The sequence below is a fragment of the Enterobacter sp. QK-SA4 genome (assembly GCF_056856775.1).
Genome location: NZ_JBXFXH010000007.1, coordinates 3,235,239 through 3,248,393 on the forward strand (window position 1 = coordinate 3,235,239; position 13,155 = coordinate 3,248,393).

A 13,155-nucleotide genomic window follows, 5' to 3' on the forward strand; every position below is an offset into this window, starting at 1 on the left:
ACAAAAAGGAGACGGACAACCATGAAACAAACCGTGGCTGCATATATTGCGAAAACGCTCGAACAGGCTGGCGTGAAACGTATCTGGGGCGTAACCGGCGATTCCCTGAACGGACTTAGCGACAGCCTCAACAAGATGAAGACTATCGAATGGATGCCTACCCGTCATGAAGAGGTTGCCGCCTTCGCCGCAGGCGCTGAAGCACAGCTCACGGGCGAACTGGCCGTCTGCGCCGGATCGTGCGGTCCCGGCAACCTGCATCTGATTAACGGGCTGTTCGACTGTCACCGTAACCACGTGCCGGTGCTGGCGATTGCCGCCCATATCCCCTCTTCCGAAATCGGCAGCGGCTATTTTCAGGAGACGCATCCGCAGGAGCTGTTCCGTGAATGCAGCCACTATTGCGAGCTGGTTTCATCCCCGGAGCAGATCCCGCAGGTGCTGGCGATCGCCATGCGCAAGGCCGTGCTGAACCGCGGCGTTTCTGTGGTCGTTATCCCGGGCGATGTGGCCCTCAAGGCCGCGCCGGAAGGGGCCAGCACCCACTGGTATCACGCCCCGCAGCCCGTCGTAACCCCTGCGGAAGAAGAGCTGAAAAAGCTGGCTCAGCTGCTGCGTTACTCCAGCAATATCGCCCTGATGTGCGGCAGCGGCTGCGCGGGCGCGCACAAGGAGCTGCTTGAATTTGCCGGGAAGCTGAAAGCGCCGATTGTCCACGCCCTGCGCGGCAAAGAGCACGTCGAGTACGACAACCCCTTTGATGTGGGGATGACCGGTCTGATCGGTTTCTCCAGCGGCTTCCACACCATGATGAACGCCGACACGCTGATCCTGCTGGGTACCCAGTTCCCGTATCGCGCGTTCTACCCGACGGATGCGAAAATCATTCAGATTGATATCAACCCGGCCAGCATCGGCGCGCACAGCAAGGTCGATATGGCGCTGATGGGCGACATCAAATCCACCCTTGCCGCCCTGCTGCCGCTGCTGGAAGAAAAAACGGACCGCAAGTTCCTTGATAAAGCCCTGAGCGACTATCGCGACGCCCGCAAGGGGCTGGACGACCTCGCCAAACCGAGCGACAAAGCCATTCACCCGCAGTATCTGGCGCAGCAGATCAGCCATTTCGCTGACGACGATGCCATATTTACCTGCGACGTGGGCACGCCAACCGTCTGGGCGGCACGCTATCTGAAGATGAACGGAAAACGCCGCCTGCTCGGCTCGTTCAACCACGGTTCGATGGCCAACGCCATGCCGCAGGCGCTGGGCGCAAAAGCGACGGCGCCGGAGCGTCAGGTAGTGGCGATGTGCGGCGACGGCGGGTTCAGCATGCTGATGGGGGATTTCCTGTCGGTGGTACAGATGAAGCTGCCGCTGAAAATCGTGGTTTTCAACAACAGCGTGCTGGGCTTCGTGGCGATGGAGATGAAGGCCGGAGGCTATCTCACGGACGGCACCGAGCTGCACGACACCAACTTCGCGCGCATCGCCGAGGCCTGCGGCATCACAGGTATTCGCGTGGAGAAAGCCTCAGAGGTGGACGAAGCCCTGCAGCGTGCGTTTTCCATCGACGGTCCGGTGCTGGTGGATGTCGTCGTCGCCAAAGAGGAGCTTGCGATCCCGCCGCAGATCAAGCTTGAGCAGGCCAAAGGCTTTAGCCTGTATATGCTGCGCGCCATCATCAGCGGGCGCGGCGACGAGGTGATCGAACTGGCAAAAACCAACTGGCTCAGGTAAAACATTTCGCACGACCTCTTAAAATAAAGGGATGTGAAATGATTGATTTACGCAGTGATACCGTAACCCGCCCGAGCCGCGCCATGCTCGAAGAGATGATGGCCGCCCCGGTAGGGGACGACGTCTACGGCGATGACCCGACGGTTAACGAACTGCAGCGCTACGCGGCTGAACTGAGCGGCAAGGAGGCCGCGCTGTTCCTGCCGACCGGAACGCAGGCTAACCTGGTCGCGCTGCTCAGCCACTGCGAGCGCGGTGAAGAGTATATCGTCGGCCAGGGCGCGCATAACTATCTGTATGAAGCCGGCGGTGCCGCCGTGCTCGGCAGCATTCAGCCGCAGCCGATTGACGCCGCGCCGGACGGCTCCCTGCCGCTCGATAAAGTCGCGGCGAAAATCAAAGCCGACGATATTCACTTCGCCCGCACCCGGCTGCTCAGCCTCGAAAACACCCACAACGGCAAAGTGCTGCCGCGCGAATACCTGAAAGCAGCGTGGGAATTCACCCGCGAGCGCCGGCTCGGCCTGCACGTTGACGGCGCGCGCATCTTTAATGCCGTCGTGGAGTACGGCTGCGAGCTGAAAGAGATTGCGCAATACTGCGACTCGTTCACCATCTGCCTCTCTAAAGGGCTGGGCACGCCGGTGGGCTCTCTGCTGGTGGGCAACGCGGACTATATCAAGCGCGCCAACCGCTGGCGTAAAATGACCGGCGGCGGCATGCGTCAGGCGGGTATTCTGGCGGCGGCCGGGCTGTATGCCCTGAAAAACAACGTGGCGCGCCTGAAGGACGATCACGACAACGCCGCGTGGATGGCGGCGCAGCTGCGCGAAATTGGCGCCGACGTGATGCGCCACGACACCAATATGCTGTTCGTCCGCGTGGGCGAGGATCGCGCCGCTGCGCTTGGCGAGTTCATGAAAGCACGTGGCGTGCTGATCAACGCCTCACCTGTCGTGCGCCTGGTCATGCATCTCGACGTGAGCCGCGAGCAGCTGGCCGACGTGGTGAAACACTGGCAGGCGTTTTTACAGCGATAAGGAGCATCACGTGCCGCAACGAATTCTGGTGCTCGGCGCCAGCGGGTACATCGGTCAGCATCTCACCGCGGCGTTAAGCCAGCAGGGGCACCAGGTGCTGGCAGCGGCACGCAACACCGAACGCCTGCAAAAGCTTAGTTTGCCTGGCGTTACCTGCCACAGCGTTGACCTCAACTGGCCGAAGGAACTTCCCGCCCTGCTGGAAGGGGTCGACACGCTTTACTACCTGGTGCACAGCATGGGCGAAGGCGGGGATTTTATCGCCCACGAGCGGCAGGTGGCGATGAACGTCCGCGATGCCCTGCTGCAAACCCCGGTGAAGCAGGTCATTTTTTTAAGCTCGCTCCAGGCGCCTGAACGCGAGCAGTCCGATCACCTGCGCGCCCGTCAGCTGACGGCTGAAACCCTGCGCGGGGCGAATATCCCCGTCACTGAACTGCGCGCCGGAATCATCGTCGGCGCAGGCTCCGCCGCCTTCGAAGTGATGCGCGATATGGTTTACAACCTGCCGGTGCTCACGCCGCCGCGCTGGGTGCGCTCGCGCACCACGCCGATTGCGCTTGAGAATTTACTGCATTATCTGGTGGCCCTGCTGGATCACCCGGCGGAGCAACACCGCGTGCTCGAGGCGGCAGGTCCTGAAGTGCTGAGCTATCAGGAGCAGTTCGAGCATTTCATGCGCGTCAGCGGCCGCCGCCGCTGGCTGATCCCCATCCCCTTTCCGACCCGCTGGATTTCGGTGTGGTTTTTGAATGTGATCACCTCGGTGCCGCCGACGACCGCCAAAGCGCTGATCCAGGGGCTCAAACACGATTTACTGGCGGACGATCGCGAACTGCGGGCACTCATTCCACAGGACCTGATCCGCTTTGATGATGCCGTGCGCAATACGCTGAAAGAAGAAGAGCAGCTGGTGAACTCCAGCGACTGGGGTTACGACGCCCAGGCGTTTGCCCGCTGGCGCCCGGAGTACGGCTATTACCCGAAACAGGCGGGCTGCACGGTGAAAACCCACGCCAGCCTGGCCGCGCTGTGGGAGGTGGTGAACCAGATTGGCGGCAAAGACGGTTATTTCTTCGGCAATATCCTCTGGCAAACGCGCGGGGCAATGGATCTGCTGGTGGGGCACAGGCTGGCAAAAGGCCGCCCGGCACGCCCGTATCTTGAGGTGGGCGATGCGGTCGACAGCTGGAAGGTCATCATCGTCGAGCCGGAAAAACAGCTGGCGATGCTGTTCGGCATGAAAGCCCCGGGGCTGGGCCGGCTCTGCTTTACCCTGAAAGACAAAGGCGATTGTCGTGAACTGGACGTCCGCGCCTGGTGGCATCCCCACGGAATGCCGGGTCTGTTCTACTGGCTGTTGATGATCCCTGCCCACCTGTTTATCTTCCGGGGGATGGCGAAACGCATTGCGCAACGGGCAGAACAAAAGACGGAAAAGATCTAAATAAAACTCTCTTTCTTTCACCTTTCCCATTGCATAGCGCCGTAATTCACGAAAGAATGCGCACGAAATTCTTTTCAACACAGTGGATAGCTATGAAGGTACTGGTTACCGGGGCGACCAGCGGCTTAGGCCGAAATGCGGTCGAATTTCTGCGCAACAAGGGCATCAGCGTCAGGGCTACCGGTCGCAACGAAGCGATGGGAAAACTGCTGCAAAAAATGGGCGCGGAGTTCGTCCATGCTGACCTGACGGAGCTGGTCTCCTCGCAGGCGAAAGTGATGCTCGCCGGTATCGACACGCTGTGGCACTGTTCCAGTTTTACCTCCCCATGGGGGACCCAGGAAGCCTTCGATCTCGCCAACGTGCGGGCCACCCGTCGTCTGGGTGAATGGGCCGTCGCCTGGGGCGTGCGCAACTTTATTCATATCTCGTCACCGTCGCTCTATTTCGACTATCACCACCATCGTGACGTGCAGGAAGATTTCCGTCCGGCTCGCTTCGCCTGCGAGTTTGCCCGCAGCAAGGCGGCCAGCGAAGAGGTAATTGACCTGCTGGCACAGTCGAACCCGCACACCCGTTTTACGGTCTTACGTCCGCAGAGCCTGTTCGGGCCGCACGACAAAGTGTTTATTCCGCGCCTGGCGCAGATGATGCACCACTACGGCAGCGTGCTGCTGCCGCGCGGCGGCGATGCGCTGGTGGATATGACCTATTACAAAAACGCCGTCCACGCCATGTGGCTGGCAAGCCAGCCGGACTGCGATAAGCTCATCTCCGGTCGCGCCTACAACATCACGAACGGCGAACCCTGCACGCTGCGCAGCATTGTGCAGCGCTTAATTGACGAGCTGCAGATCGACTGCCGCATCCGTTCAGTCCCTTACCCAATGCTGGATATGATTGCCCGCAGCATGGAGCGTTTTGGCAGTAAATCGGCCAAAGAGCCTGCGCTGACGCATTACGGCGTATCGAAGCTTAACTTTGATTTCACGCTGGATATTTCGCGAGCGGAGAACGAGCTTGGGTACAAACCGATCGTGACGCTGGATGAAGGGATTACGCGTACGGCGGCGTGGCTGCGGGATCACGGGAAGCTTCATCGGTAGATCGGGTCCTGCATTTTTACGACGAGAAAAAAACGGCAACCCGAAGGTTGCCGTTTGTTATTTTGCTGATTACAGCGCTGTCCACGCGTCCTGCCATGCAATCCCTTTACCTGGCTCGTAGTAGGATGGCGCGTTATTGCACCAGCCGCTGTACGGATAAGGTTTGCACTGGAACAGCTGGCCGCGGTTGTTCACGATATCGCCCGCTTTCCATTTGGTTTTGGAGGTCCAGGTCGGGTAAGTCCCGGTCTGGCCGCCGTCGGTCTGCTTAGCCTGAACGTTCAGCGTATAGCTGGTGGTGCTGCTCAGCTCGCCGTCACTGACGGTCAGGTTGATCGGGTACTGCGTTGCCGCAGCCACTTCCGGCGCATTGAAGGTAATAATCGCTTTATCTTCGCCGCTTACGGTCTGACCGTTCGGAGCCGTCCAGGTATAAGTCAGGTGGTTACCGTCTTCGTCAGTCGAGCCAGACGCGTTCAGAGAAACTGATTTACCCGCTTCAACAGCCCCCACCGGACCGGCGATTTTTGCTACCGGCGCATGGTTTACCGGCGCTGGCGTATTATCGTCCGGAGCCGGGGTGTTATCGTCAGGCACCGGCGTGGTATTGCCTTCGTCCGTTGGGTCGACAGGGGTCGGCGTTGGCGTTGGCGTGACGCTACCGCCGTCGGAAGTTCCGTTCTTCACCCACCACGTTGACATTGAAGTAATGCTTCACGCATTTGGTGTAGTCACCCTCTTTAAAGGCGCTGAATGGCGTCTGGTAACCCACCAGCTGGCAAGAGTAGGTCTGGCCTGAGGGGGTATCCGCGCTCCATCCCCAGTCCTGTTCCCAGTAGATCTTCAGCGCGCCGGCACCGCCTTCGTCGAACTGCTTCATGTTGGCGCAGCCCAGCACTTCATTAGACGGAACAGGCACCTTCAGGTAGTTGGCGAACTCTTTGTAGTATTTGATACGGTTTTGAGACTGGGCGATCTCAGTCGGGCCACCGCACTCCACGCCGCCGTTGATGATCTGCGTGGTCACGCCGAAGCCCGGTACCAGACCATTCGCCTTATCGTGATCGTTCGGTTGCCAGGTGCCGTCGATAACCTGCAGCATGCTCGGTTTTGGCGGCTGCGGGTAGGCGAAGAAGAAGATCGCGGAAGCAAGGTTCAGCCAGGTGTCCGCCACCAGCTCAGGTTTGTCCAGCAGTACGCGGACGTCGCCGTACATCGCTTCAGAGAATGGGCCGTAGTTGTAGTTATAGGAGAGCTGTTTCGCACCGCGACCAAAGTAGCTAACGAAATCGCCATCTTTGTCTTTACCGCACGGCCAGGTCTGACCCTGCCAGACATCCGGGTTACATTCACCGTTGTAGCCGCCCTTCTGACCTTCGCTCCAGCCCATCTCACGCACGTAAACCAGCGCCTGACGCCACTCGGCTTCCGGACGCCAGGACTCGTGGCCGCCGGTTTCCTGCGCGAAGTGCGCGAACATGGTTGCCAGAGACTTACGGCAGATGGCATCGCTGTTACGACCATCGGTATAGGTCTGGCACAGCGCCGGGAATTTACCCACCGCTTTCAGGAAGTTGCTGTAGGTATATTCCGGCGCACGCAGCGGGAAGAGGTAATCCCAGTCGCTGGCCTTGATAATCCCTTCCACGCGCTTGACGTTTTCCGGATTTGTCGATTTACCCGGCTCAATTTGTTCCACCAGGCTGTTGTCCAGCGTGCGGATGGTTGACTTCACCGAAGCCATCAGCGGGAAGTTGGTCAACTCCTGCTCTTTCTTCTGCAGATCGCTGGCCTTAACGGTGTAAGGTTCGCTGCTGGCCTGCAGCAGGGTTGCCTGAGCCATAAACGGTGCAACACATGCGCCCGCAATAAGAACACTGAGTAATGTCCTTTTGTTCATATTCAATGGTCCTCTTAATGATATTAAGGGTCTATAAAAGTTAATTTGTTTCGCGGTTTATTTATTAATCATTTAATAAATAAACCCGGGAGCAGTTTTCGTTTTATGAAGAACACCAGTCGGTACTCTTCAAAAAATAAAAATCAATAATAATAACGGTTACGGGTGCTACGTTTTAACTTCTGATATTTATTCCAGACCTTACGGGCATAGACCATGCGCTGCGCGAAATTCTCTTTTTTCAGTCCCGCGTTATAGGCGCCGACCGCCTCCCAGTTATAGCCATAAATATTGATCATTCCGGATAATATCGATGCACCAACCATAATCGAGGTACAGGGCTCGGTAATTAACCGGTACTCATTGATGCCCTTTCGCTCCAGCTCGGAAAAATGTGAGCTGTTAATCTGCATCAGGCCGACATCACGCGTGCCATCATTATTCTGTCCAATCGCGTTGGGATTCATTCCCGATTCAACATTAGCAATGGCATACAACAGATAAGGATCCACATGATAATAACTGGCGGCTTTATCCCAGCAGTTGGCAAAGACGCTATGGCTTATTATCAGCAACAATAAAAATAACGTTTTCATTTTCAGTCCGGCTCTTTTTCATTGTCTCCTTACGCGCTTATTGCTCTGTTTCCTGATTTACGGTCCACGTCCGTCTCGGGACGTGGACCGTAATAGCGGGCAAGTTTCTTACCCGCATCGTGATGGCAGTGACTTACTGGCAGTCAGTCGCCGGGCCTTTTTTCACCCATACATCGCTGCTACCCGGTTTATCACCCTTCGTCCACCATTTGGCGGTGTAGGTGTAACCGTTGTAGGTCGTGATGTCGCCGCCGTTATAAACCACGTCGGAGCGCCAGTTGAATTTCACCTGACTGACCAGCTCCCATGCATCCACGCCGAAGCCCGGCTGGTTGCCCTGAGTCCAGTATTTTGCTTTCCAGACCAGGTTGTCGAAGCTGACGGTATTCCCGGCGTTGTAAACCTTGCTTGCGCTCCAGGCAGCATACTTACTGGCATTGGCGTCAACAGGGTTATCGCAGCTATTGGTGGCAGAACCTTCGTCAGACGGCGTGTTACCTTCATCGGATGGGGTGTTACCTTCGTCAGACGGCGTGTTACCTTCGTCAGACGGCGTGTTGCCTTCATCGGAAGGGGTATTGCCTTCGTCAGACGGCGTTTCAGCCGCTTTAGGCGTTACCGTTACCAGTACGTTAGTCTGTACGCTGGACTTGCCATCGCTTACCACCACGGTCAGCGTGTAAGTTGATTCCGTGTCCACGTCCGGCGCGGTGATGTTCAGGTTCGCGGTGTCTGCGCCTGTCGCCTGCATATTCGCAGGAACGCTCCAGGAGTAGGTCAGCGCGTCGCCATCTGGATCGCTCGCCTGCGCGTGCAGAGAGTAGCTCTGGCCCGCTTCCAGCGTCACGGCTTCCATCTGGTTCACGACCGGCACCTGGTTTGCTTTCGGCGCTTTGTTCACGACCTGGACGTCAGCGGTGCTGCTCAACCCTTTCGCGTCAGTAACCGTCAGGCGGAACGCCAGAGTCTGGTTACTGGTGACAGCGGCAACGTTAAAGGTCGCTTTCGCTTTGGTGCTGTTGGTGATGGTCACGGATGGACCAGAGATCTGCGTCCACTTGTAGGTGATGGCATCGCCATCCGGATCGGTGGAAGCCGAGCCATCCAGCGTCACCGTCGCCGGACCGGTTACGCTCTGGTCAGCGGCAGTCGCCACAGGCGCATGGTTGGTTACTACCGGATCAACCGGCGCAGCGCCGCCGCCCGTCAGGCTTTCATTCATCGCGTTCAGAATGTCTCCGGTATCGGAGTCGATGGACCAGGCAAACAGACCGCCCAGGTTTTTCGCCAGCACATACTGACCTTTCGCCGTTGCGGAACGCGCGTCTTCATAGGTGATCAGATCGCCGGTGGTTTTGTTAAACAGATACGGCGCTTCAGCGGTGGCATCATAGTTGTATTCCCAGCCCGCTTTGCCTTTGTACTCGTTAACGATCTGACGATAGTCAACCACGCCCGGCTCCCAGGTCCCTTTCACCATGCCCGTTGCCGTGCCGGTGAACGGGTTGTTATTGCTGTAACCGTGAACGCCGGTCCAGCCGCGACCGTACATGGCCGTCCCCACGACAATTTTGCCGGGCTGTACGCCCTGTGCCAGCAGCGCATTCACGCCGTTTTCGGTGGTGTAATTAGTATCCGGTTTGTTCGCCGGCGCACGCAGTGCCGCCTGATGACCCAGATCGGTGTTGCTCCAGCCGCCGTAGAAGTCGTAGCTCATCAGGAAGATATGATCCATGTACTGCTGGGCAGCGGTGTAATCAACGTCTTCAATTTTGTCGCTGCCTGAACCGATTGCTGAGGTCAGTTCAAAGGTACGGCCGGTTTCGGCTGACAGTTCATTCATCATGGTGCGCAGTTCGCGCATCAGTGCGGTATACGTCTCTTTATCCTGCTGCGGGTTGCCCAGCGTTTCGTTCTGACCGCCGCCGCCAGGGAATTCCCAGTCGATGTCTACGCCGTCGAAGAATTTCCAGGTTTTCAGGAAATCTTTTACGGACGCGACGAAGCGCGCGCGGATCGCCGGGTCGTGCATTTTGAAGAACGGGTCAGACAGCGTCCAGCCACCGATAGACGGCAGCACTTTCAGCCCTGGATTGGCTTTCTTCATCGCCATCAGCTGGCCGAAGTTGCCTTTGTAGGGGTCGTCCCAGTTGCTGACGCCAGCCTGAGGTTTCTGCAGGGCGGCCCACGGGTCGTGAATCGCCACCTGGAAGTCCTGACGGCCCGCACAGGCGCGTTTCAGCGCTTCGAAGCTGTTACCGCCTTCGATGGTTTTCAGGCTGTCGTTGATGCCATCGCCGCCGCAGATCGGAATGAAGCCGTACAGAATGTGGTTGAGGTTGGCGGCCGGGATTTTATCCACCGGGAAGTTACGGTCGTAAACACCCCACTCAGGGAAATAGGCACCGACCACTTTATCGGTGTGCTTAGAGAGGGTTTTATTATTTTCCTGCATGGTGGTGTTGAGTGGCAGCAGATGGCTACCGTCGGTATCCGCGACGATAATCAGTTTGCTGGCGCTGGTGCTGCAGCCGCTGGCATTACAGAGTTCAACCGTTTCCTGATAGCGACCGCCTTTCGTCACTCTAAATGTTGCCGTACCGGACATGCTGCCTGCGCCGGTCCAGACGGTTTTGCCGTCGAGTAGCACTTTCGCTGACGTCGGCGCCGCGCCGTTCCAGACGTCCCACTGCACTTTAACATCGGCGCCATCATGGACTTTGACGAGGCTGTTGTAGGCAGAAGCAGACTGATCAACTTCGACAATGGCAAATTTATCATTCCCACTGGCGATAGTTGCTTTACCTGGCACAGCTGCGAACACCGGGCTTGCAGCCGCTGCAACGAAGAGTGCCAGATATTTAGGCTTCAGAAATTTCATTATTTGATCCTGATAATACGATTTGTGAAATTAAATACCCATGCTTATCCATTAAACATGGACGAACGTTATTTACTGATAAATTAATCGTGAACGTTTCTGGTTCGCGAAAGATCTGTTTATTATTGTGCCGTACCTTCCTCCACTCATAAAACCTTCGACAAATGTTTTATTGCGGAGAGAAGAATACAGTGGGGAATTTATTTTCTCCTTTCATTCCCCCGATGAAAAAACCTCAAAAAAAACTTGACCGCATTATTTAAAAGATGATGTGTGGAATTTTCGCGATAAATACAACCAGCCCGGAAAAAGCAATACAGGGACCAAAGGAAATAAGATTATTTTTATTCTCAAAGGGCTTTAACAGGCAATGCATGATAATGCCCCCCAGCGCTGCGATCAGCACAATAGAGGGTAACGCTTGCCAGCCGCACCAGGTGCCCAGCGCCGCCAGCAGCTTAAAATCACCATAGCCTAATCCTTCCCGCCCGGTCAGGAGGCGGAATGCCCAGTAAACCAGCCAGAGCGACAGATATCCCGCCACCGCGCCGTAGATAGCATCGGTCAGCGGTAGCGTAAGGAACAGGGCATGAAACATCAGCCCCGTCCACAGCAGCGGCTGGGTCAGGCAGTCCGGCAGCAGCATATGGCGCGCGTCGATCACCACCAGCGGCAGCAGCAGACTCCACATCAACCACAGCGCGATCAGCGCCGTAAACGAGGGTGCCAGCATGGCGCTGGCGGCAAAGAAGAGAGCGCTACAGACTTCCACCAGCAGCAGCCGCAGCGGAATCGCGCTATGGCAGTGGCGGCAGCGACCGCGCAGCGCGCACCAGCTAATGATGGGAATATTTTCCCACGCGCCCAGGGCGTGGTGGCAATCCGGGCAGTGAGAGGCGGGAAAGAGCAGATTGCCTGCTCCCTCTTCTTCCATTACCAGCGGCGGAATACGCTCCGCCACTACGCCCAGGAAACTGCCGAGGATCGCGCCCAGCGCTCCGCTCATCACGCACAGACCCGGCAGATTCGCCTGCTGCAACAGCATTAGCGGGTTCATGCGCTTTTCGCCCAGCTCAGCGTAATGTGCGCTTTCACGTCACTCTGACGATCCACCGGCGTTAACGCGAGTTTCTCCAGACGTATGCCGGAAGAGACGTTCATCTCACGCAGCCAGTTTTGCAGGGCAGAAACATTGACGCGCTCGATATCAAAGGTCAGCGACTGCTCTTGCTGACGCACGTCTGTCAACGCGACGTGCACGACTTTGGCACTTTCTTCCACCACGCTGCGCGGGTTCGGGGTATTGACGATTCTGGACTGGAGATGGTTCTTATCAATTTCCTGGCGCATCCAGTTCAGCGTCTGCTTTTGCTTAAATAACACGGCCTCGTTATTTTTGATCAGCGTGACTTTGTTGAATAAATCGAACTTTTGCTGAGTTGAAGGATCAGATCACGCATCTTCCCGACAACGCAGACCGTTCCGTGGCAAAGCAAAAGTTCAAAATCACCAACTGGCCCACCTACAATAAAGCCCTCATCAACCGTGGCTCCATAACTTTCTGGCTGGATGAGGAAGCTATTCAGGCCTGGTATGAGTCGGCAACGCCTTCATCACGGGGAAGACCTCAGCGCTATTCTGATCTCGCCATCACCACCGTTCTGGTCATTAAACGCGTGTTCAGGTTGACCCTGCGGGCTGCACAGGGTTTTATTGATTCCATTTTTACACTGATGAATGTTCCGTTGCGCTGCCCGGATTACACCAGTGTCAGCAAGCGCGCAAAGTCGGTTAATGTCAGTTTCAAAACGTTCACCCGGGGTGAAATCGCGCATCTGGTGATTGATTCCACCGGGCTGAAGGTCTTTGGTGAAGGCGAATGGAAAGTCAAAAAACACGGCAAAGAACGCCGTCGTATATGGCGAAAGTTGCATCTGGCAGTTGACAGCAAAACACATGAAATCATCTGTGCAGACCTGTCGCTGAACAATGTGACGGACTCAGAAGCCTTCCCGGGTCTTATCCGGCAGACTCACAGAAAAATCAGGGCAGCATCGGCAGACGGCGCTTACGACACCCGGCTCTGTCACGATGAACTGCGGCGTAAGAAAATCAGCGCCCTTATCCCTCCCCGAAAAGGTGCGGGTTACTGGCCCGGTGAATATGCAGACCGTAACCGTGCAGTGGCTAATCAGCGAATGACCGGGAGTAATGCGCGGTGGAAATGGACAACAGATTACAACCGTCGCTCGATAGCGGAAACGGCGATGTACCGGGTAAAACAGCTGTTCGGGGGTTCACTGACGCTGCGTGACTACGATGGTCAGGTTGCGGAGGCTATGGCCCTGGTACGAGCGCTGAACAAAATGACGAAAGCAGGTATGCCTGAAAGCGTGCGTATTGCCTGAAAACACAACCCGCTACGGGGGAGACTTACCCGAAATC

The 13,155-nt window shown here is 56.7% G+C and carries 9 protein-coding genes and 1 pseudogene; 5 read left to right on the forward strand and 5 right to left on the reverse strand.

Features of this window, described 5'->3' with window-relative positions; genetic code table 11:
• Positions 1–21 precede the first annotated feature (21 nt).
• From poxB to AC1VYI_RS17275, 4 genes are all read left to right on the forward strand, one after another.
• Positions 22–1,740 carry a ubiquinone-dependent pyruvate dehydrogenase gene (gene poxB / locus AC1VYI_RS17260; RefSeq protein WP_134866601.1) on the forward strand — a complete coding sequence of 573 codons (1,719 nt, stop codon included), beginning with the start codon at positions 22–24 and terminating at the stop codon, positions 1,738–1,740.
• 38 nt (positions 1,741–1,778) lie between these two features.
• On the forward strand, positions 1,779–2,780 hold the full coding sequence (ltaE, locus tag AC1VYI_RS17265; RefSeq protein ID WP_023310967.1) for a low-specificity L-threonine aldolase: 1,002 nt from the start codon (positions 1,779–1,781) through the stop codon (positions 2,778–2,780).
• A gap of 10 nt (positions 2,781–2,790) precedes the next feature.
• Positions 2,791–4,227 carry an SDR family oxidoreductase gene (locus AC1VYI_RS17270; protein ID WP_226483675.1) on the forward strand — a complete coding sequence of 479 codons (1,437 nt, stop codon included), beginning with the start codon at positions 2,791–2,793 and terminating at the stop codon, positions 4,225–4,227.
• Between the two features lie 92 nt (positions 4,228–4,319).
• A complete protein-coding gene (locus AC1VYI_RS17275; protein WP_482882078.1) occupies positions 4,320–5,333 on the forward strand; it encodes an NAD-dependent epimerase/dehydratase family protein in 1,014 nt (337 codons plus the stop codon).
• Between the two features lie 69 nt (positions 5,334–5,402).
• On the opposite strand, the pseudogene AC1VYI_RS17280 reads toward AC1VYI_RS17275, so the two are convergent.
• The 5 genes and pseudogenes from AC1VYI_RS17280 to gspM all read right to left on the reverse strand — a co-directional run bounded on the left by AC1VYI_RS17280 (position 5,403) and on the right by gspM (position 12,114).
• A pseudogene (locus AC1VYI_RS17280) lies at positions 5,403–7,233 on the reverse strand (glycoside hydrolase family 19 protein).
• Between the two features lie 143 nt (positions 7,234–7,376).
• A complete protein-coding gene (gene iagB / locus AC1VYI_RS17285) occupies positions 7,377–7,829 on the reverse strand; it encodes a type III secretion system invasion protein IagB (RefSeq protein ID WP_047742339.1) in 453 nt (150 codons plus the stop codon).
• A 133-nt stretch (positions 7,830–7,962) separates the two neighbouring features.
• Positions 7,963–10,710: a glycosyl hydrolase family 18 protein gene (locus tag AC1VYI_RS17290; RefSeq protein ID WP_226483673.1), complete on the reverse strand. Its 2,748-nt coding sequence runs from the start codon at positions 10,708–10,710 to the stop codon at positions 7,963–7,965.
• 259 nt (positions 10,711–10,969) lie between these two features.
• Complete coding sequence (locus tag AC1VYI_RS17295) at positions 10,970–11,767, reverse strand: prepilin peptidase (RefSeq protein WP_226483671.1); 798 nt, start codon at positions 11,765–11,767, stop codon at positions 10,970–10,972.
• Positions 11,764–12,114: a type II secretion system protein GspM gene (gspM, locus tag AC1VYI_RS17300; RefSeq protein ID WP_264181483.1), complete on the reverse strand. Its 351-nt coding sequence runs from the start codon at positions 12,112–12,114 to the stop codon at positions 11,764–11,766. Before gspM ends, AC1VYI_RS17295 begins: the two co-directional genes overlap by 4 nt.
• Before the next feature lie 35 nt (positions 12,115–12,149).
• Between gspM and AC1VYI_RS17305 the strand changes: the two genes are divergently transcribed.
• Positions 12,150–13,118: an IS5 family transposase gene (locus AC1VYI_RS17305; protein ID WP_165789347.1), complete on the forward strand. Its 969-nt coding sequence runs from the start codon at positions 12,150–12,152 to the stop codon at positions 13,116–13,118.
• Positions 13,119–13,155: the final 37 nt, after the last annotated feature.

What these genes read in the sequence shown, in the direction of transcription:
- poxB (WP_134866601.1), top strand. Translation starts at nt 22, where the DNA reads ATGAAACAAACCGTGGCTGCATATATTGCGAAAACGCTCGAACAGGCT.
- ltaE (WP_023310967.1), top strand. Translation starts at nt 1,779, where the DNA reads ATGATTGATTTACGCAGTGATACCGTAACCCGCCCGAGCCGCGCCATG.
- AC1VYI_RS17275 (WP_482882078.1), top strand. Translation starts at nt 4,320, where the DNA reads ATGAAGGTACTGGTTACCGGGGCGACCAGCGGCTTAGGCCGAAATGCG.
- iagB (WP_047742339.1), bottom strand. Translation starts at nt 7,829, where the DNA reads ATGAAAACGTTATTTTTATTGTTGCTGATAATAAGCCATAGCGTCTTT.
- AC1VYI_RS17290 (WP_226483673.1), bottom strand. Translation starts at nt 10,710, where the DNA reads ATGAAATTTCTGAAGCCTAAATATCTGGCACTCTTCGTTGCAGCGGCT.
- AC1VYI_RS17295 (WP_226483671.1), bottom strand. Translation starts at nt 11,767, where the DNA reads ATGAACCCGCTAATGCTGTTGCAGCAGGCGAATCTGCCGGGTCTGTGC.